This is a genomic window from Wolbachia endosymbiont (group A) of Tromatobia lineatoria, assembly GCF_964028565.1.
Classification (GTDB): Bacteria; Pseudomonadota; Alphaproteobacteria; order Rickettsiales; family Anaplasmataceae; genus Wolbachia; species Wolbachia pipientis.
Genome location: NZ_OZ034791.1, coordinates 196,188 through 216,013, shown reverse-complemented (window position 1 = coordinate 216,013; position 19,826 = coordinate 196,188). Strand labels below are relative to the sequence as shown.

General features: G+C 35.5%; 16 protein-coding genes, 1 tRNA gene and 3 pseudogenes. 11 read left to right on the top strand and 9 right to left on the bottom strand.

Annotated elements, in window-relative coordinates; genetic code table 11:
• The first annotated feature begins 334 nt into the window (after window positions 1-334).
• Window positions 335-622, top strand: a complete 288-nt coding sequence (locus tag ABWU48_RS01135) for a hypothetical protein (protein WP_007549783.1) — start codon at window positions 335-337, stop codon at window positions 620-622.
• 15 nt (window positions 623-637) lie between these two features.
• Here the strand turns inward: ABWU48_RS01135 and ABWU48_RS01130 are convergent, their stop codons facing one another.
• The 4 genes from ABWU48_RS01130 to walE1 all read right to left on the bottom strand — a co-directional run bounded on the left by ABWU48_RS01130 (window position 638) and on the right by walE1 (window position 3,931).
• Window positions 638-1,096, bottom strand: a complete 459-nt coding sequence (locus ABWU48_RS01130) for a hypothetical protein (RefSeq protein WP_022626355.1) — start codon at window positions 1,094-1,096, stop codon at window positions 638-640.
• A 135-nt stretch (window positions 1,097-1,231) separates the two neighbouring features.
• Window positions 1,232-1,306: transfer RNA gene (locus ABWU48_RS01125), tRNA-Gln, on the bottom strand.
• Entirely contained in the window at window positions 1,297-1,632 is a 336-nt protein-coding gene (cutA, locus tag ABWU48_RS01120; protein ID WP_006279213.1) for a divalent-cation tolerance protein CutA, read from the bottom strand. Before cutA ends, ABWU48_RS01125 begins: the two co-directional genes overlap by 10 nt.
• Before the next feature lie 775 nt (window positions 1,633-2,407).
• Complete coding sequence (gene walE1, locus ABWU48_RS01115) at window positions 2,408-3,931, bottom strand: actin bundler (protein WP_353288418.1); 1,524 nt, start codon at window positions 3,929-3,931, stop codon at window positions 2,408-2,410.
• Window positions 3,932-4,086: 155 nt separating this feature from the next.
• On the opposite strand from walE1, the gene ABWU48_RS01110 reads away from it, so the two are divergent.
• The 8 genes and pseudogenes from ABWU48_RS01110 to ABWU48_RS01075 all read left to right on the top strand — a co-directional run bounded on the left by ABWU48_RS01110 (window position 4,087) and on the right by ABWU48_RS01075 (window position 13,247).
• Window positions 4,087-4,302 (top strand): hypothetical protein, encoded by a 216-nt coding sequence (locus ABWU48_RS01110; RefSeq protein ID WP_006279848.1) that lies wholly within the window; start codon window positions 4,087-4,089, stop codon window positions 4,300-4,302.
• 82 nt (window positions 4,303-4,384) lie between these two features.
• Complete coding sequence (hflK, locus tag ABWU48_RS01105) at window positions 4,385-5,419, top strand: FtsH protease activity modulator HflK (protein WP_010962866.1); 1,035 nt, start codon at window positions 4,385-4,387, stop codon at window positions 5,417-5,419.
• 2 nt (window positions 5,420-5,421) lie between these two features.
• Window positions 5,422-6,294 carry a protease modulator HflC gene (hflC, locus tag ABWU48_RS01100; RefSeq protein ID WP_353288417.1) on the top strand — a complete coding sequence of 291 codons (873 nt, stop codon included), beginning with the start codon at window positions 5,422-5,424 and terminating at the stop codon, window positions 6,292-6,294.
• Between the two features lie 3 nt (window positions 6,295-6,297).
• Entirely contained in the window at window positions 6,298-7,791 is a 1,494-nt protein-coding gene (locus ABWU48_RS01095; protein WP_353288416.1) for a DegQ family serine endoprotease, read from the top strand.
• A 116-nt stretch (window positions 7,792-7,907) separates the two neighbouring features.
• Window positions 7,908-8,645: pseudogene (locus ABWU48_RS01090) on the top strand (hypothetical protein); the annotation flags it as partial.
• A 397-nt stretch (window positions 8,646-9,042) separates the two neighbouring features.
• Window positions 9,043-10,440, top strand: a complete 1,398-nt coding sequence (locus tag ABWU48_RS01085) for a hypothetical protein (protein ID WP_353288415.1) — start codon at window positions 9,043-9,045, stop codon at window positions 10,438-10,440.
• A gap of 325 nt (window positions 10,441-10,765) precedes the next feature.
• A complete protein-coding gene (locus tag ABWU48_RS01080) occupies window positions 10,766-10,981 on the top strand; it encodes a hypothetical protein (RefSeq protein WP_353288414.1) in 216 nt (71 codons plus the stop codon).
• A gap of 43 nt (window positions 10,982-11,024) precedes the next feature.
• Window positions 11,025-13,247, top strand: coding sequence for a hypothetical protein (locus tag ABWU48_RS01075; RefSeq protein WP_353288413.1), 2,223 nt, complete (start codon window positions 11,025-11,027; stop codon window positions 13,245-13,247).
• Window positions 13,248-13,455: 208 nt separating this feature from the next.
• Here ABWU48_RS01075 and uvrB read toward each other — a convergent pair whose 3' ends face one another.
• Together uvrB and ABWU48_RS01065 are read right to left on the bottom strand one after the other, a co-directional pair.
• Window positions 13,456-15,363, bottom strand: coding sequence for an excinuclease ABC subunit UvrB (gene uvrB / locus ABWU48_RS01070; RefSeq protein WP_353288412.1), 1,908 nt, complete (start codon window positions 15,361-15,363; stop codon window positions 13,456-13,458).
• A gap of 395 nt (window positions 15,364-15,758) precedes the next feature.
• Window positions 15,759-16,031 (bottom strand): annotated as a pseudogene (locus tag ABWU48_RS01065) (transposase); the annotation flags it as partial.
• Window positions 16,032-16,164: 133 nt separating this feature from the next.
• Between ABWU48_RS01065 and ABWU48_RS01060 the strand changes: the two are divergent.
• Both ABWU48_RS01060 and ABWU48_RS01055 read left to right on the top strand, forming a co-directional pair.
• Window positions 16,165-16,978, top strand: a pseudogene (locus tag ABWU48_RS01060) (IS982 family transposase).
• 11 nt (window positions 16,979-16,989) lie between these two features.
• Window positions 16,990-17,238: a transposase gene (locus ABWU48_RS01055; RefSeq protein WP_353288411.1), complete on the top strand. Its 249-nt coding sequence runs from the start codon at window positions 16,990-16,992 to the stop codon at window positions 17,236-17,238.
• Between the two features lie 344 nt (window positions 17,239-17,582).
• Here ABWU48_RS01055 and ABWU48_RS01050 read toward each other — a convergent pair whose 3' ends face one another.
• The 3 genes from ABWU48_RS01050 to ABWU48_RS01040 are packed head-to-tail and all read right to left on the bottom strand — an operon-like array spanning window position 17,583 to window position 19,341.
• Window positions 17,583-17,969 (bottom strand): cytochrome c-type biogenesis protein CcmH, encoded by a 387-nt coding sequence (locus ABWU48_RS01050; RefSeq protein WP_015589263.1) that lies wholly within the window; start codon window positions 17,967-17,969, stop codon window positions 17,583-17,585.
• A complete protein-coding gene (locus ABWU48_RS01045) occupies window positions 17,966-18,979 on the bottom strand; it encodes a hypothetical protein (RefSeq protein ID WP_264705958.1) in 1,014 nt (337 codons plus the stop codon). Before ABWU48_RS01045 ends, ABWU48_RS01050 begins: the two co-directional genes overlap by 4 nt.
• 2 nt (window positions 18,980-18,981) lie before the next feature.
• Window positions 18,982-19,341, bottom strand: a complete 360-nt coding sequence (locus tag ABWU48_RS01040; RefSeq protein ID WP_155969176.1) for a ferredoxin family 2Fe-2S iron-sulfur cluster binding protein — start codon at window positions 19,339-19,341, stop codon at window positions 18,982-18,984.
• Between the last annotated feature and the right edge of the window lie 485 nt (window positions 19,342-19,826).

Here is a 19,826-nt window from a genome sequence, read left to right as displayed (position 1 = left end):
ATGGCTAAACGACAACCGTCATCCCGCTGCTTGTTAGCGGGATCTCTTGTTAGCGGCTGAGATACCGCGAATGAATCGCGGTATGACGTAGATTGCTGTCATTCCAGTGCTCCTTTTTTTGTCATCCAAGCAGCCTCCTATGGTGTCATCCCAGTGTCAAGCACTGGGATGACACCATAGGGGCACTGCCGTCATAAAGGAACCAGTGTCAGCTACTTGAATGACATCATAGGGGCGCTGGCCTGACAACCGTCATCCCGCTGCTTGTTAGCGGAATCTGCTGTGGCGACATAAACTCAAATCATTTCAAATTTCAATCCAAAGAGGTATCATTATGTCAAACAACTTCAATTTTAAAGAATTTTTTAACCACTATGAAACAAATAGTACGTCAGATGATATACAAAGGTATTATTTGCTGTGGAAATCAGTAATAGCGCAGGCAATGATTGATGCAGCAAGTCACTGCAAAAAAACAGAAAGCTTGGTAGAAAAACGTAAGGCAATTTCTTGGTTATCAGACTTTAGTCAAGATTTTGTGCACACATGTATATTGGCTGATTGTGATCCGGTATACGTAAAAAATAAAATACAGCCAACCTTAAAAAGCCTTACTAGATAAAGCCTTTTTATATACTTAATGAGGTTTACTCCTTTTACCGAAAAAAATATAATTCAATCTCCTATCTATAGTTGCCTCTATATCTTTGATTAATAGCTGCTTTATCATGTTCACTTTTCGCTTTGCATCTTGAGCTTGACGCTCATTGTTACCACTGTTATTGCTGTAATTATTCTTATCACTATAACTACTGCCACTTGGTTTGCTACTGTTACTGAACTCACTACCCTTTTTTCTTCTTGTGTTGAGTATCTGTATTATCTTTTCCTTTAAAAAGGACTTCCAGCCTGTGCCAAGTAATAATTTATAGAGAAAATGCGGAGTAAGAAACGCCACTAATATTCGAATAGAAATTCCGTAACCGAGATCTTCCCTATTTTCATAATACCACTTGCAATATTGAAACAAACGGTAAAACGCATTTTTGAAAGAGCAAAATTCTACAGCATACCAAAAACCATTGCTGAGAAACATGAGCACAATGCTGAATGTGTAAAGATACATTGTGAAGAGAAACAGTTTCACAATTATATCTTTGAGACTACCTAATATATAATTCAATAATCTTAATTTATAGAAAAGTGATATCATTTCACACCCACTTCAATATGGCTGGGGTGGAAGGATTCGAACCTTCGCGTGGCGGTATCAAAAACCGCTGCCTTACCACTTGGCTACACCCCAATACTACTTACATCAATAACACTATTAGCCCAATTAGTAAAAGATTTATTTGCTTTTTCTATGGGCATCACAGCAATAGCTGGCTGATCATAAGAATGCATTGCTTCGATTTTTTCTACAATTTTATCAACTTGATCATTCCTGCTCTTCATAATTGCCACTACTTCACAACTATTACTAATTTTACCTTCCCATAAATACAGAGAATTCACTTCGGGAAATATATTTACACATACAATTAATTTCTCGTTTAACAATTCTTCAGAAACAGTTTTAGCCTCCTCAAAATTTGAAAAAGTTGTATAAACCAAAACTAAATTATTCATTAGTAGCTACATAAATGCATTGCTACTATACTCTACCGAGATTTATTCATCAAGAGAAAATAACGCCAGCGCGTACTGTATGAACATTTGTTTGCAAAGGTAGTATGTTAAGTGTTATAGCTAGTTTGCCTCAAACGTAAAGGTGTCATCCCAGTGCCCCTGTGATGTCATTCCAGTGCTTGACACTGGAATCCAGTTTTCCATATAATCTCATCGAAAACGTTGTAACCACTTTCTATGCTAGTTTGCTTGTAAACAAGCAAACTTTCCTGGATCCCAGTGGGCTTTGTTGCATCGCTAGCTATGATGGATAAAGATAAAAAAGATAGCGAATATCAGTAGCTTATTATTCTGGTATTTATAACAAGAACGGTCAATGAATACCTAAATTTGAGTAAAAGAAATTTCACTACCATTTACCAATCCGGCTAAAATTCAAGAATTTCAATGCTTTAGCTATTTTCAATAGAATTAAATTTATTAATATAAATAACAAATTACTATTCTTAAATTTGATCAGATTGATTGCAAAAAAACAAGATTTTCAATAGGTTGCTTATAATCCTAACTATAGTTAGCCTTTCATAAGTAGCGATGCAACAAAGCCATCCCAGTGTCAGCTACTCGGATGACACCTTTCCTAGCAGAGAAATCACAATGTTCATACGGTTGTACGCATACCGCTGGGATCTAGGATTTTTCTATAGTTTAAAAACAAAAAAAGGACGTTACTCATTGAGTAACATCCTTTTGGAGAAGGTAGAAGTTTTACTTATTACACTGTTCCTGGAGTTGCTGTAGCTCTTGAGTTGACAGGTTCTGCACTAGGTTGATCTAGAGATGCGCGTCGTTTTGCCAACTTTTCTTCGAGTTCTCTATCAAATTCTTCTTTTAAAGGAAGAACTTGTTTTCTTGTTAGCGTAGAAGAACCAGAACCCATTCCACTATCAGTAGAATTACTGTGAGTGAGAGTTCTGTTACTCAAACTATCCAGGTTTTGCTTCACAATAGGATCACTGAGAACATCTTCACTGAAAGAACTTTGTCCATTTAAGTTAGTCAATGAGGCGCTTCTAGGTAGTTCTGGTGGAGCAACTGGAGTAAGCTTAGGAGTTAAGCTACTAGATGAATTGCTTCTACGGACTGTTGCAAAGTTCTGAGAATCTGAATCAGAGACAGTAGCAGTACTTTCAGTTCCTATAGAATTTAGTGAATTGCTTTTTGACAAGCTGTTAGATTGTTCAGAGCCTTTTCTTCCCAGTGAAGAGAATGATGATGACACAGACCTAGTTAAACTTTTGACAGAAGGCCTGTTAGCTTTTTTCTCTGCTCTGTCAAACATATTGCTTACGCTTGAGTACAAATGATTTTCTCTACATTCTTTAATAACCTTCTTAATTTCATCGTGATGTTCAGAGAAAACACTGTCGATGAAATAACTACCTTTAGGTAATGACCTTTGTGTTAACAAGTTATGCAAGCTTTTTTCATTTAAATTATTAATGAATTCTTTCTGTACTTGCCATCCAGAAGTATGTTCAATCTCCCCTGATTTTGCCTTCTCTGCCATTTTTAAATCAATTTCTGACGATATTCCAGAAAGTATATTTTTCACTAACCAAGAATTATTTCCTTTATCAGCAAAAATTGCTTTCATATCATTTCTTATTTCGTCAGATTTCTTAATTGCATCTGGAGTAAACCTTTTTACCTTATCTAAATAGTCCGTCTCACCAGATGCCTTATGGAACTTATTTGCCACTCCTTCGCCTACAAAACTAGCGCCTTTTTTCAGTGAATCTACTGAATGTTCATAACCTTCTTTCACCTTATCTTTAACATGCATAGCACCATCTCTAACTTTTCCGGCAGCGTATGTTGATGCGTCCTTAACTTTCCCAGCAGTATATTTCGCCCCATCAACTGTTTTTTCTGCTGACCACTTGAGCCCTTTATATCCAGATTGAACTGCTTTTACAGCGACTTTTACAGCGAAATATAAAGCAAGACCAACTATAGCACCCGGTATAGCAAGTGTTGCACCAACTGCCAAAAGTGGTAGTACTGCCGTAAATAACCCACTTGCTGTACTTACTACAAGAATCTTATCTCCTTGTTTCATCTTAGAGAATTCTGTATCTCCTTTTAACAGGTCAGTCATTCTTTCTTTTAGCTTCTTGTGATCATTAGCAATATCTGAATTTGGTAGATTTTGCATCGTTTTATTCAAATCAAAACTATCTTCTGGTTGGTTTTGTTGAGTTCCAACAGAATTTGATTTTTTTTCATTATGTAACATTTTAAACCTCACTATTAATTAAATATATTATATTGTACACCCTCGATTCTTAAGTTAGTGTTAAATTGATTGCCAGTATTTATTTGTCTTCAAATAATTTCGCTTGACGTGTTTTGTGGTAACATAGAAAATTAGGTCAAGAAGCTGCAGCATTTATGAAGTATAGAAAAAGAACACTCATCTTTTTGGCTGTTATAACTTTAATAATAATAGCTTTACTATTTAGATATAATTCCCATTTTCACAAAGACGTAGTGCACTTAAAGAGTGACAACAAAGAATTCAAAAAAAAGCCAGAAAATTCCATAGAGTCGACCATATTACATAGAGAAAAGGAAGTGTACGATCATGTTTTCCATCCTGATGATTAATTTGTAAATAAAATAGCAATTTATGTTTGCATTTTCTTATTAAAGAAGTAATATTAGCGTATTAATTATAGAACCAATCATTATGTTTGATGATAATAATCCTTGGAATCTGGGAAAGAAACCGGTAGGGAACAAAACTCCTAATAATGAAGATATTTTAAGTAAAGCTGTATCTGATATAAGGTTCTTTCTTAATGGATTAACCAGAAACAGGGGCAAAAAACCTTATTTCATCATTTTCATTATTTTGCTGTTCTATGCTTGCACTGGCTTTTATATTGTCCATCCTAGTGAAGAAAGTATAGAACTTACCTTTGGTAAATATTCTAATACAGAAACACCTGGTTTGCGTTATCACTTCCCCTACCCTATTGGCAAGGTTTTTAAAGTGAACGTTAAGGAAGTAAATCGTGAAGAAATTGGGGTAAGTAGTTCTTATGGGCGAGATACAGATCGCGGTGAAGGCGTGATGCTAACTGGAGATGAAAATATAGTCAACGTTAACTTCGAGGTTCAGTGGCGCGTTAGAGATGCTAAGGACTATTTATTCAAAGTGCGGGATTACAAACCCGGTTTCAGTGTTAAAAATGCTGCTGAAAGTGCCATGAGAGAAATAATAGGTAAAAATACGATCTCTTTTGCACTTGGTCAAGGCAGACCAGAAATTTCTAGAGATACTAGAATTCTATTGCAGCAGATTCTTGATGGATACCAAATGGGTATAGAAATTTTATCTGTTCAAATGAAAAAAATTGATCCACCAGAAAAAGTAATCAGTTCGTTTAGAGATGTACAAAGTGCTCGTGCAGACAAAGAGCGTACTATAAACGAAGCATATGCTTATAATAATGATATTATACCTCGAGCAAAGGGTGAAGCGATAAAGATAAAATTAGATGCACAAGCATATGAAAATGAAATAATAAATGAAGCAAAAGGTAATGCAAATCGCTTTTTATCTCTTTATGAGGAATATAGACAGAATCCTTCTCTCGTTAAGAATCGTATTTATCTTGAAACTATGGAAAATATTTTCAGTAAGGTAGACAAAGTTGTTGTAACTGATGATCTGAAAGGTATGTTTTCTTATTTACCTCTTACAAATTTAGGAAAATAACCATGAGTAGTAATATTAAAATTGTTTTTGTTTCTGTATTTGTTGTTTTATTGATTGTTTTATTTAATTCAATATTTGTTGTGCAAGAAACAAAGCAAGCGATAGTTATACAACTCGGTAAAGTTGTAAGGGATGTTAGGGAAAGTGGCTTATATTTTAAGTTGCCATTCATAAATAGTGTAGAGTTTCTTGATAAAAGAGTTTTAGATTTAAGTCCTGATAAGATCCCAAGGGAAGTGATAACAGCGGATCAAAAACGTATTATAGTAGATGCATATGCAAAATATAAAATAACAAATCCTGTTATTTTTTACCAGGCTGTGAGGAATGAATCAGGGCTGGTTAGAAGATTATATCCGGTTATAGAAGCACACATAAGAGAAAATATAGGCAGATTTTCGTTGATTAGCTTGTTGAATGAAAAAAGATCAGAGGTTATGCAATTGATTCAGCGTGGAGTTTATTCTGAAGCTGAAAAATTTGGCATAGAAATAATAGATGTAAGAATTAAGAGAGCAGACTTACCAGAAGAAAATAGTTCTGCAATATTTCGCCGTATGCAAACTGAAAGGGAAAAAGAAGCAAAAGAAATTAGAGCAGAAGGAGAGCAAGCTGGGCAGGAAGTTAGATCAAAAGCTGATAAATTAAAAAGGGAAATTATCTCTAGTGCAGTAAAAGAATCGTACGAAATAAGGGGCCGTGGTTATGCTGAAGCAACTAGAATTTATAATGAGGCATTTAAGGTCGATGAAGAGTTCTTTAACTTTTATCGCTCTATGAGCGCTTACAGTAAATCATTTGTCGAAAATAATACTAAATTTGTACTTTCACCAAACAATAACTTTTTAGATATTTTAAATAAGGGGTGGAAATAGTCTATGAAAAGTAAGGCATTTATTTTATCTATATTTGCATATTTTCTAATTGCGTTTTCTTCGTATGCTAATATGTTTGATTGGAATGCAAAAAAGGTCGTTGATGCTAGCACTACTGCATGCAACTGTAATCAAGGACTTGCCGATTTAGTGGAAGAACTCATTCCTGCGGTTGTAAATATTTCAAGCGAACAAATCATCAAACAAGAAAATAACAGCAGAACTAGAGTTCCATCTATGCCAGGAAATAATTTTTTTGATGATTTTAGAGAGTTTTTTGAGCATTTTGATCAGTTTTTTATGGATAGGGGCCCTAGTGTTAACAAAGAGGTGGTGTTGCTTGGTTCTGGGTTTATTATAGATAAAGGTGGAACTATAGTAACCAATTATCACGTTATTAAAAACGCCAAAGATATCACAGTTACTATGAACGATAATACTTATTTCAAAGCAGAAGTTTTAGGCTATGATGCAAGAACTGATCTTGCTGTGCTTAAGATTAATTCTGATAAAGATCTTTCTTCTGTTGCATTTGGTGATTCTGATAAAGCAAGGGTTGGTGATACGGTTATGGCAATAGGTAACCCATTTGGTTTGGGTGGCTCTGTAAGCACAGGAATTATATCTGCAAGGTCCAGGAACATTAGTATTGGCACTATGAATGAATTTATTCAAACTGATGCTGCAATTAATAGGGGTAATTCTGGAGGACCGTTATTTGATTTAAATGGAAAAGTTATAGGTATTAATACTGCTATCTATTCTCCATCTGAGTCTGGCGGCAACGTGGGTATAGGTTTTGCCATACCATCTAATTTAGCTATGTCAATTATTGACACATTAAAAAGTGGCAAAAAAATAAAACATGGTTGGCTTGGTGTGCAAGTTCAGCCTATAACGAAAGAATTTGCTGAGTCCTTGGGTTTAAAAGATATAAAAGGCGCATTGGTTGCAAGTATAGTAAAGGATAGTCCTGCAGAAAAAGGTGGGATTAAAGTAGGTGATATATTATTAGAATTTGACGGTAAAAAAATCGATAGAATGACACAATTACCTCAAATGGTTTCAAGAGCTGGACCTGAGAAAAAAGTGCAAGTTAAGTTACTTAGAAAGAGCAAAGAGGTTAATATTAAAGTTGTGATCGGAGAATCTACAAATGATGGCCAAGATAACAATCAAGAAGAAAATAAATCAACATCTGATTATGTAACCGGTTTAACTGTTTCAAATCTGCCAAAAGAATCAAAAGAAAGTAAAAATAATGTACCTACAAAAGGTGTGATAGTTACCAATGTAGATAGTAACAGTAATGCCACGTTGCGTGGTATTAAAAAAGGAGACATTATTATCCAATTAGATGGAACCGATATAGAAAATACTAATGATTTTCAAAAACAAGTTGATTCAGCAGTAAAGAAAAACGGTAAAGATTCAATAATGTTGCTCATTTACCGCAATGGAAATCAATTCTTTACTTCGATAAAGTTGAAGAAATAGCACTCGTAGGTTATTTACTAAATTAGCAGCATTGTAAGCCTGTCACTGTAACACCTCAATCTTACAAGACAAATCAAAACTATTAAAGTCTACATTCCATTCACTAAAATACACATATGGATAATATAAATTTTCTAAAATTCATTGAACTGTGCTTTCAAACAGTGGTGCCGGGATGTGAGTATAATGATTATCAGTACATAAAAGTCATAGCAGACAGGCTGGAAGCAGCGAATGCTGGCGAAGTAAGGCGCATAATATTCAATATGCCTCCGCGTTCAATGAAGTCCATATGTATGAGTGTTGCGTGGCCCGCATGGATACTGGGAAATCAGCCAACTGCAAGAATAATAGTTGCAAGTTATTCTAAGTTGCTTAGTGAAAAACATTCGCTTGATACCAGGTGCATAATGCAATCTGATTGGTATAAAGAACTATTTCCAGAGGTAGAACTATCCAAAGACCAGAACACTAAATATAAATTCCAAACAGTGCAGAGAGGATACAGAATCGCAACATCAGTTGGAGGAACATTAACCGGTGAAGGTGGTGACTCTATTATTGTGGATGATCCGCTTAACCCTGCTCAAGCTTTGAGTGAAACATTTAGAAAACGTGCCACAAACTGGTTCGATCAGACTTTAGTAACGAGACTCAACGATAGAAAAAAAGGAGTAATTGTGCTTGTGATGCATAGGCTCCACCTGGAAGACTTAACTGGGCACCTCTTATCTAAGCCAAAAAACATATGGCATCACATTTGTTTGCCAATGATTTCTGAAAATAAGGAGGTTATTTATTCAATTAATAACCATACTGGTGTCATTCCACCCCCCCCTCCTGTCATCCCAGTGCCCAGACACTTGTATCTGGGATCTCGTTCCTTAACTTTATAGTGTAAATTATTTCAAATTGTGTCTAGCTGCAAGTATAATAATTTCCATTTATAGATAAAGTATGTTGCAAATGTTATGCCAAAGAGTATAATAAAATCTATATCAAATACTTTACAAGAAAAAGTGGGATAGAGGCAAAAGCAAATATTAATAAGGATAATTTAAGAAAAGCGCATGCTAGAGTTTGAAGAAGCAGTAAAAATAAAAAATATTATTGAAAGGTTAAATAGCACATGATACAATATATATATATAGTGTAAAAATGTAAATAATTTTATTGACATCTTTACATTAATAGTTCTTAAATATTTAGTACTGTAGAATTAAATTATTAAGTTTTATGAAGGAAGTAAAAATGGTGGAAAGCTTTTCAGATAATAATAGAGATAGTAATTTTATTGAGGGAGCAAAAATAATGGAAAATTTTTCAGATAATAACGAAAACGGTAGCTCGATCTTCCAAGGAAAAATCAGGGAGCAAGATTTCTCTGCAGAGCAGAAGCTAAATGAACTAAAAGCAGCCATAGAGGAGCTCACCAGACAAGATTTGCTCAGGAGGCTCGAGTGTGAGCGTCAGGCTTCTAGTTGTATCGATGAAATGTCATCTCAAGCAGAGCTACATATCGGAGAAGGTGATGATAAGGATTACTTCACTGGTGAAAGAAGAGTACTCGGAGATTTCTGGAATTTCTTTGAATCTCTCTTCAACCTTTTTGAAGTAGATGTAGATGATCCGAAAATCTACCAAATGCTCAAAGAGAAGAAAGAAAAAAATTGGCTTCTTTCGATGATTAAATTTATGTGTGACAAGCTTAAGGAGTTAATCAAGAAGATTTTTGCACGCGATTTAAGTTTCAATCAGAGGTTGGACAAAGAGATAAAAGAATTGCAGGAAAAATTAGGCAGTGGTGAGTTATCAGAAGAAGAGTTTGCAAGGGCGTTAGAAAGATTAACTGCATTGCAAGATCTGAAACTCAGGTTACACATGGCCGTTGTCGGATGGATTGTTACAATGTTCGCAGAGATGTTTGGAGTTGAGTTGGCGGCTGCGGTAGAGGCATCTACAGAAAAAGAAGATAAAAAAGCAGAAAAAACATCATTAGAAGCAATTAAAGAAGTTCATAAAGACGTAGAAATCAAGGTAGATGAAAGAGAAAAACCTAAAGTGCCAGTTTTCCTTTTTGAAGTTTCACCAGGATTTGTAAGACCGGTTGTTCTGAGCAAACCAGAACTTGAAATTGCGTCAGATCCTTTGAAACATCTATTGCGTCTTACTGAGCTTGAAAGAAAATATCATGAAAATTCACAAAAACCAAAAGTGGAAGAAGAGAAAAAAGCGAAGCAGGAGGAACCGAAGAAAGAGGTGTGTCCACCTGCTCCAAAAACTGCAACGAATACGACGGGGACGGGGCAGAGGAGACAGGATGTTCAAGGATGCAATAGTAGTAAGGAAAGAAAGAAAAACCACGATGAAAATAATAATAAGCAAGCTCCAAACCAACCTACTCAAGGCTCTGTTCCTAACGGAAAAGCTTCGAACCAACCTATCCCAAAATCTATGTCTGACAGAAAGGCTTCAGAGCAATTTGTTAAAAATCCTGTTGCTGATTGTGAATATGATCTTACAGTTGGTTTTTGGAATGGTCCTGAGAATGAAGGTTCTGTGAGTAATGCTCAACCACCAAAAGAATTGACTAATGATGTAAAAGTTGAGAAATGTGCAGAAGGTCAGTCAGTAGGAAAGACACCATAGTGGGGATAGCTAATACTTAGATGACAAAAAAGGGTGTCATTCCAGTACTGGAATCCAGGGGCATATAGATAGATGTCGACAGTTCGTCATTCCGCTACGTGTTAGCGGAATCTATGCTTGAGATACCGCGAATGAATCGCGGTATGACGTAGGGAACTTAGGGTTGCCAATGACTTGTCATTCCAGCGCGTGACGCTGGAATCTTGAAATTTGTGTTTTATGAAAAAGAGTGAATAAAATTTTTTGAAAAAAAATATAAAAAAGTGCTTGCACTTAATTTTATTTTTAGTATATTAATTACATAATATTTTTACTGGAGGGTAATATGCCGAATGATAATGGTAAGGAAAGTTTTAAGGGAGAAAAAGAGTGGGATCTCCGGAACAAGGGGCTAGGTGGTGGAATAGTGACGCATGTTAAAGGAGCAAGGATTGATGATCATCGTGATGCACTTAAGGACGTGCGAGAGAAGCTACGTCAGCCTAGCAGTTCTATGAGCGGGTCAAGCTCTAGTAGAGTTGGTAGCGGTAATAAAAGGTAGTAATAAAAAATAGTTGTTGTAATTTAAAAATGGGGAGGTTGGTATGCCTAATATAGAAACAGTAAGGGCGTTGATTAACGCTTTTAATGTACATAATTATTTTTCTAATACAGTTAAAACTAATTTTAAGCTGCAAAGGGAGGGCAAGAAGAACTATATCGTAGTCTCATTTGATAAGAGTATGGATACGTATCAGTGTAGAAGATATCTGGACAGTATAAAAAGGAAGATAATACATGAATTCTACGGCATTGAGGAAAGTAATGATGCAGAAATATTGGATACAGCTAAGCTAATTTTTGATGTTAATTCTTTTCCGTTTGATATCAATGATAGAGACTGGTCTTGGGATGAACAGCATGGGTTTAAGTTTGTAACACCTGTAGATAAAGGTGTAATTTTTAATCTAAAGTCTCACTTAGCTTCTTCACTTAAAAAAGATGTTCTAGAAGGTATGCCAACTTGTAGCATATTCACTAATGCATTTGACAAGAAAAAATATTTATGGTGCGGTGAATTTGATAATGAAGAATTAAGTCAGCAATTTAAGAGTAAGTTTTTATCAAGGATGAGAGAAAGATATAAAAATGTTCCTAAGAGCCCTCTGAAGGTTGAAGGTAATGATGTATATATCAAAGATGTTTTTGATGACGCTCGTTTTATTGATAGTGTAACACGGTATAAGGCATGGCTTACAGGTATGGACCTTGGAGTTGGCAATGATGTTGATCATAGTGTGAAGTCATTTAAAAATATGATAATAAGATCTATTTATTCGGTGACAAAAGTGATGGTAGATGGTTTTATACTTGCTCCTCCTTTAAATGGGAGAGTAGTTTCAATTCTTACACCTATTACACAAAATGGTAAGGGGATTAAATTGTTAACAAAAGAAGAGGTACGTGCTATAAATCGTGCATTTAATCATGCTGTACTTGATGATATTAGTGGTAGAACTCAAGCAAAATTATCAGTGAATGGAAGCAGTGGAATATATGGCATAGACTTTTCCAATCCGTACATTTCTCACTGTGTGATAACCAAAATAATAAAAAACTCTGTAATCAACAAAGACCATGAACTGGCCATTGACCCTGAGCTTCGTTTTCGAGCATTGTCGCGATCACCATCGACTGAACTGTCAGATATGAAATGGGAGTCTCCCACGCGGAGTCAGGGTGGAGTAAAGGATTCTCCCAGGCAAGGATCAGAAAGAGAGAAAGAAACAGAGCCTTTTCGGGGGGTGCTGGGGGAAGAGATAGGTCAGGCTAGTACTTCTTCTCAGCAAACGGACATGCCATCCAGTTCATACACGTACATAGATAAACGAGATGAAAGTATGCCAGAGGATTCGTACTTTTTGCCATCAACGTTAACTTCTTTTCCACGTGTTATAACTCCTCCAGTTCATTACACAATATCGACGAAACCAATTCTACTTACGACAAAGAATGATCAAAAGTCCTCAAGTCTTGAGTTTTCTGCACGTTCTCCATGTTTGAAAGATGTGAACATTTTGGGTATGAAATCTGAAGAACATGATAAAAGCGAGCAAGGGGCTTGCTCACAGGTGGGTGTGAGAGCATTGGAAGGTGATCAGGCAGATGATGAAAGTATGCTAATAAAGATTCAGGGTCAGCAAGTGAGCTATAGGCCATCATTGACTCCTTTTCCTACAGCATGGGATAATTCAACATTCTTAAATCTTGAGGTTTCTAATGAGGAATCTGAAAAACAGCAAGTTACTGATAAAAGTGATCGAAAAAGTAGTAATGAGTGTTTTAAAGCGAAGCCACAAAAGAATGAATCTTCGAAGCAACATGGGGGTGGTGTTCAAAAAATGAAAAAATGGCTCTCTTCAACTTTTAGTAAGCAATATGACGTAAACCTTAAGCAACATGATGAAGGGCGTGGTACAATGCGAAGTACTCCTGAAACTTCTGTAACTAAAAAATTACCTGTGTCTAGATTATTTTCTTCATTGTCAGATATAGTAAGAGCAGAAAATAATTCACCCTCAAAAGAGACTTCTCTTGTAAGTTCTCTAGATGGTGATCCAGGCCCGTCACAAGGTACTATTTCGGGGAAAGGGGAGGTACTACCTGTAGAGCATAGATCTGATAACTCTAGTTCTAAAACAGCAGTTGATAGAGATAGTGGTTTTTGTTCTACGGGTTCTCCTGCTGCGCAACATAAGGGAAGTGTCTCTTCAGAGCTTAAACATCTGCAACAGGTAAAGAATATATCAGAAGCTTTGAGGAAATAAATTTAGGTTTTTAGATATATCTTAACCATCTAAATGGTTTATTAGGGTTGGGGCCAAAGTCCCTGACCCTGAAAGCACTGGTGTTAGTTTTTCTCATCCATTGCAGATATTGCGCGGTACTAAATGTTTAAAAAGTATTAATATAAAGATATCAATAAAATTATTTACACTTTCATGCTATGCCCATAGCATCATATATTACTTAACCTTACAATAATTTTTTTATTCTTGCTGCTTCTTCAAACTCCAAATTTTTAGCATGCTCTATCATTTGCTTTCTCAAATCATCCTTATTAGTATTTACTTTCGGTTCTGCTATTGCCCTCTCTTGTAAGGTGTTTGATATAGGTTTTATTATAGTCTTCGGGATAATATTGTGCAATATATTATGTTCTTCTTGTTTTTTTCTTCTTCTTTCGGTCTCTCTTAATGCACGGTCCAGAGAACCAGTGATTTTATCTGCATACAAAATTACTCTACCTTCAGCATTACGCGCAGCACGACCGATCGTTTGAATTAATGAAGTTTCCGATCGCAAAAATCCTTCTTTATCAGCATCCAAAATTGCAACCAACCCACACTCTGGAATATCAAGACCTTCCCTCAGCAAGTTAACACCTACTAAAACATCGATTTCTTTAGATCTCAATTTGTATATAATTTCTATTCTCTCCAGCGCAGCAATATCAGAATGCAAATAACTCACTCTCATATTCAATTCACTCATATATTCAGCTAAATTTTCAGCCATTTTTTTCGTCAATGTAGTGATTAAAACACAAAATCCCTTCCCTATTGTCACTTGTGCCTCATGAATTACATCATCAATTTGACTCTCTATTGGTTTTACAATGCAGATTGGGTCTATAAGCCCTGTTGGACGGATAACTTGCTCTATAAATACATTACTGGTCTTTGCCAACTCATACTTTCCGGGAGTGGCTGAAATGTAAACAGTCTGCGGCCTAACTCCCTCCCACTCTTCAAATTTTAATGGACGATTATCAAAAGCGGAAGGGAGCCTGAAGCCATAGTCGATCAATTTCTTTTTACGCGCCTCATTACCACTATACATCTCACCAACCTGAGGAACGGTGACATGACTCTCATCAACAAATAAAATTACGTCTTTGGGTAAATATTCAAACAAAGTAGGCGGTGGATCCCCAGCTTCCATTCCATAGAGATAACGCGAATAATTTTCAATACCTTTACATATTCCTGTTGTTCTCATCATTTCGATATCAAAATTAGTGCGTTGCTCGAGGCGCTTTGCTTCAACAATTTTTTTCTGTGAATAGTAATAATCCAAGCGTTCATGCAGCTCTTTTTTGACTAGTTCAATTGCCTGCAACAAAGCCTCACGCGGGGTTATGTAATAGCTATTTGGAAAAATGGTGATTTTATTTACGCCTTTGGTAACATTGCCCGTTATAGCATCAACTTCAGAAATTTCTTCTATTTCATCGCCAAATAACGATAAACGCCAAGCTTTATTTTCATAATGGGAAGGAAATATATCAACAATATCGCCGCGCACTCTGAAATATCCTCTCTCAAACCTGGCATCAGAGCGCTTGTATTGAAGATCAGTTAAGTTGCTCAGGAAATCATTAATACGAATTTTATTTCCAACACTAAGCGGTATGATCATGCTGCGGTAGCTCTCAGGCGAACCAAGACCGTATATGCAGGAAACACTGGCAACTACGATCGTATCCCTGCGCTCCAAAAGGGAGCAGACGGTGGAATAACGCAGCATCTCAATTCTTTTGTTAATTGCAGAATCTTTTTCGATATAAGTATCAGTTTGTGGTAAATAGGCTTCAGGTTGATAATAATCATAATAAGAAATGAAGTATTCAACAGCATTATGGGGAAACAATCCTTTCATTTCCTCATAAAGCTGTGCTGCTAAAGTTTTATTGTGTGCCATAATTAATGCAGGCCTGTTTGTCCTTGCAATAACATTTGCCATAGTAAAAGTTTTCCCAGAACCAGTAACTCCAAGCAAAACCTGATCTCTTTTATTGCTATTTAGCCCTGCAATTAAGCTATCGATTGCCTGTGGTTGATCCCCAGCCGGTTGAAAATGTGTAGCGATTTGAAATTCCATAGACTTTACTTACTATCTTTGATTCATTGTATAGTAAACACTATATTGCTTTTAAGATAAGTTGTATAGCTATCGTAAAGCCATAAAATATTAACCAACAATGTCATGCAAGTAGCTGACACTGGAATCTTGTTTCAATGTTAAACAAAATACCATAGAATTCAAGAAGACAATTCCTAAAAAATCCCTACATCCAAAAAAAGGCAAAATGCTGCTTGAATAAGCTAAATTTTTTTAGATGCAAAAACAATAAAACATAGTTGATACTAAAGTTATAGTACTCCTATGACAACGTTACAAAAATTAAGGAAATGGATAGCTCTGATCAATTGGAATAGTATTTTCAGGTACCGGTGGTCAATATGACATTTTTAAAATAAAGATTTAGAACCTGTTTAAAATCTTCTCAATAGAAGAGAAATGAAGGAAAGAACGACCATTTGTAGGCTAGTGTTAAGTTTTCGCTCGCAATTTTTCCACAATCGTCTGCATTTTTCTAACCAAGCGAAAGATCGCTCTACAACCCATCTTTGTGGCAATACAGCAAAGGAATGTAATTCACTTCGTTTTATTACTTCTACAGTTGCTCCAATAATCGTTTTTATTTGAGTTGCAAAATTTTCTCCTGTATAACCTGCATCAACCAGTATATTTTTAACTTCCGAGAGGTTTTCTTTTGCGCTTTCAACCATTCTCACAGCACTGCTAACCCCAGTTGTAAATTAGAAAAAATAGAAAAGGTAAGGAAATAGGGTAAACTCCGAGGTATTTGATATTCATTCCTAAAATAGGAGGTTACCAATGAAAGAGAAAGTAACAGAAATCTTTTGTATAGTCGATGATTTTTGCAATACAGTCGATGAAAATTTTGCAGAAAAACTTCTACCAAGTGGTAAAAAACCAACCAGGACGCCAGAGATTACGCATTCAGAGATTTTTACCATAATATTGCTATATCAAGTGCGACAATTTTAAAATTTTCTATGTGCATTATTTGAAATTATTATACGAATCAGCGTTTCCAAAATTGCCATCCTATAGTAGGTTTATCAGGCTAAAATCGCGGGTTTTATGGTATTTAGCGCTCTTAATGCAATGGTTTTGCGAACAGTCAAAAGTGACAGGGATTTCGTACATAATCTATCGCTGTTTGCCATCCAAAAAGGACCTCGAGAAACAAAGTTTTCAAAGGGTTGGCAAAGATTGGAAAGACTACTTATGGGTGGTTTTTCGGTACATCTAGTAATCAATGAAACTGGCGAAATTCAAGGGGTTACGGTGATAAAAGGCAACGTTGATACCTGTGCCAAATTTAACTAAGAAATTGACTGGATTATTGTTTGGAGATAAAGGATATATCAAAAAAGATCTTTTTCACGAATTATTCGATAGAGGGTTAAAGCTTGTAACCAGTATAAAAAAGGGTATGAAAAACTCATTAATGGCGCTAAATGAGAAGATTTTGTTAAGAAAAAGATCGATTATTGAGACAGTTTTTGGCTCTCTGAAAAACAAATTTGAGATTGAGCATACTCGCCACAGATCACCGATAAATTTTTTGGTACACATTTTTTCTACGCTTGTTTCATATTCCATGCAGCCGCTGCATTTCTAAGCTTTACTTCGTTGGCTAATCCGCAACTGGGGTATATAGGGTTGACACCAAGGCAATATTCTTCTGGAGAAGTTGATCGGCATGGCAGCATATCAAAGATGGGACCAGCGGAATGTAGAAGTATGTTATATGAAGCTGCACAAACAATGCTTACAGTTACCAAGAGGACATTTAAATTAAAAAACTGTGGTTGCGAAGAAAAAAGGAATGAAAAAAGCAATTGTAGCAGTAGCAAGAAAATTAGCTGTAATTATGCATAGGATGTTGGTTGATAAAACAGAATTTTATTATCAATAAACATCAAAAGAGCATAGGACAATAATTTTATTGAAAATAAAGATAGCAATGCCGATGGAAGGGACAAGCAAGAACTTAGTTAGACTTCGTGGTAAACATGTTGCCGTCCACTTCCGCCTAACAAGTATAATGCGGCTTGACAAATTTATTGTCATCTCAGACCGCGGAGAGAACCATATGCTACTTTTAACTTATGTAAAATTACCAAGGATTATGGAGAAGATATGCTGTTTTGATTTGTGTGAAAATTATTGTTGACTTATGTGCAATTAGAGAACCTAAGTCACTTTAGCTATATATAAAAGGTTTAAGTGGTTGTATTGATGTATCTTTGTATTAAAAAACACCCAATAAGCAGAGTTGTAAGTGGAATAAACCACAAAATGTAAGTGCTAGATTTTATAGGCGGTACGATTATAATTGAATTGCCGTAAGAATTTTTTAACTCTGAGATTATCTCTTCATCTGTGTATCCATCATTGATTTTTTTACGAATTGCTTCTCGCATATCATACGCGATCTGAGATCCAGATTCAGACAATGATTCGCCAGAACATATTGGACACCTTATTATTTCAAATAAACTTGTTGCTCGTTTTTCCATGCTTTTATCTCTGAGTTTATTATCCAGAGTAAAAGCATTTACGCCTGAGTGAAATATCAATATGAAAAGTAAACTAACTACTGCTCTCATCCTTGGTTAATTGGGTTGAGTTGGTTCATAAAATCAGTGATGGATAACTTTCCAATAAAGCTTGACCCTACATCATCATCGTACTTTATTGAAAATTGAACGCTGTCATCAGTTGTTTTTTCCGATAAGGAAGATATTAATTTTTCGAACGCATCTGAAATTTTTGAGTCATCAGTCATAACCGAGATTAATTCTTTATAATTTGATATGGCCACGTTAATCTTGTCTTGAAATGAAGACGTAACCAAATTGTAATTTTGCACTCCACCATCTGCAGCAAGAGAAAAATTATTACTTTGAATTAAAAATTTTTCTATATTGAAATTAATTCTGGAAGCTGAGATGTGGTTTACAAATTCAAAATCAAATTTAGTGTTGATACAACTTTCAGGACTTGCAGTACTTTTATACCGATAAGTATAAAAATCAAATCCTAGCTTAATATTTCCATTCAGTTCTTTATTGAGATGAAATTGAATGTAATTACTTTTATCATTCACCTCGGTTATAACACTTTGCTGATTTTCTGAAACATCACATTGTAATCCATAATCTTCGTAACGAAGTGTATCTATATAGTCTATTATTGTACTATTTCTATCAAACCTTAGCGAAGATGGTAAATCATTTAGTCTAACAACAAAGTGGCTGCTATCGTTTGTGTGGCATTTTATATTCTTTTTCTCATCACCATGAACAGTAATATCAACTTCATTACTTGGTGTATAAATATATACTGATTTATCAAATAATCTATTTTTTATCAATAAAGCATCAGATGAGATGGTTAATTGCTCATTGGAAAATTTTGGGTTTGTCACACGAAAAATTAGGTTAGAAGGAAATCCACTAAAATCATGTGAAATATCAAATTTTTCGTCGTTAATGTATAGTATTGTTTCAGCTAAAAGATTTTTTACCTTACATGCAGAAAAATACCAAAAACCACTATACGCTACAGGAATAAACAAAAGTAAAGAGATGATAATATAGATAAAAATCTTACGCATAGCTAATCACTCCCCTGTTTATCCAATGATATATTTCTTGTACCCCTTGGTATGGTTACACACAAGCCGTCGATATCTTTTGTGATTTTTATTTGGCACCCAAGTCTTGATGTCTCTGTTAAGCCGAAAGCTAGGTCTAACATATCATTTTCCTCATCAGATATGGGATTATGCGTTTCTACAGCATCATAAGATTTTGGATCAACAATCACGTGGCATGTAGAACAAGCAAGAGAGCCTTCACATGCACCTTCAAGCAGATCTGGATCACTTCTATGGGCTAAATTGAGCAGAGTTTCTCCCTCTGCAGCTTCATAGCTTTTCTTACTCCCATCAGGTAAAATAAAAGTAACAGATGGCATATTATTCCTATTAAAATCCTTACTAATTTCTCTATATCCTACAGGTAATAACTAATATTTGCAAACTCTTTACAATTCCAGTGCCTATTTTTTGTTATCCAAGTAGCTGACACTGGTTTCCATCCAAGACGGCAGTGCCCTCTTCTTGTCATCCTAGTGCCTTCTTCTTGTCATCCCAGTGCCCAGACACTGGGATCCAGGAATTTTATTAAGTTAGTAAGCATAAAAGTATAGCTAACGCGAGCTCTACGTCATACCGCCGCGGTATCTCTAGATCCCGCTAACACGTAGCGGGATGACGGTTGTTGTTTAGCTACAAACGTTAAGAAATTTACTAAGCGAAAAAAAAGGCAAAAGAAGCCCCGTGGTTGGCTAATTACTTACATTATACTTTCAAGTATGGCGTTTTTTTATTCTAAACGCTTAATAACCGCGATTTAGTTGCTTTTAAGCCGCAACTAATCTAAATTATAAACATTAAGAAA

Coding starts and splice junctions, on each gene's coding strand:
- ABWU48_RS01130 (WP_022626355.1), bottom strand. CDS start 1,096: ATGTTTCTCAGCAATGGTTTTTGGTATGCTGTAGAATTTTGCTCTTTC.
- hflK (WP_010962866.1), top strand. CDS start 4,385: ATGTTTGATGATAATAATCCTTGGAATCTGGGAAAGAAACCGGTAGGG.
- ABWU48_RS01095 (WP_353288416.1), top strand. CDS start 6,298: ATGAAAAGTAAGGCATTTATTTTATCTATATTTGCATATTTTCTAATT.
- ABWU48_RS01040 (WP_155969176.1), bottom strand. CDS start 19,341: ATGCCATCTGTTACTTTTATTTTACCTGATGGGAGTAAGAAAAGCTAT.
- uvrB (WP_353288412.1), bottom strand. CDS start 15,363: ATGGAATTTCAAATCGCTACACATTTTCAACCGGCTGGGGATCAACCA.
- walE1 (WP_353288418.1), bottom strand. CDS start 3,931: ATGTTACATAATGAAAAAAAATCAAATTCTGTTGGAACTCAACAAAAC.
- ABWU48_RS01135 (WP_007549783.1), top strand. CDS start 335: ATGTCAAACAACTTCAATTTTAAAGAATTTTTTAACCACTATGAAACA.
- ABWU48_RS01080 (WP_353288414.1), top strand. CDS start 10,766: ATGCCGAATGATAATGGTAAGGAAAGTTTTAAGGGAGAAAAAGAGTGG.
- ABWU48_RS01110 (WP_006279848.1), top strand. CDS start 4,087: ATGAAGTATAGAAAAAGAACACTCATCTTTTTGGCTGTTATAACTTTA.
- ABWU48_RS01050 (WP_015589263.1), bottom strand. CDS start 17,969: ATGAGAGCAGTAGTTAGTTTACTTTTCATATTGATATTTCACTCAGGC.
- cutA (WP_006279213.1), bottom strand. CDS start 1,632: ATGAATAATTTAGTTTTGGTTTATACAACTTTTTCAAATTTTGAGGAG.
- ABWU48_RS01085 (WP_353288415.1), top strand. CDS start 9,043: ATGGTGGAAAGCTTTTCAGATAATAATAGAGATAGTAATTTTATTGAG.
- ABWU48_RS01075 (WP_353288413.1), top strand. CDS start 11,025: ATGCCTAATATAGAAACAGTAAGGGCGTTGATTAACGCTTTTAATGTA.
- hflC (WP_353288417.1), top strand. CDS start 5,422: ATGAGTAGTAATATTAAAATTGTTTTTGTTTCTGTATTTGTTGTTTTA.
- ABWU48_RS01045 (WP_264705958.1), bottom strand. CDS start 18,979: ATGCGTAAGATTTTTATCTATATTATCATCTCTTTACTTTTGTTTATT.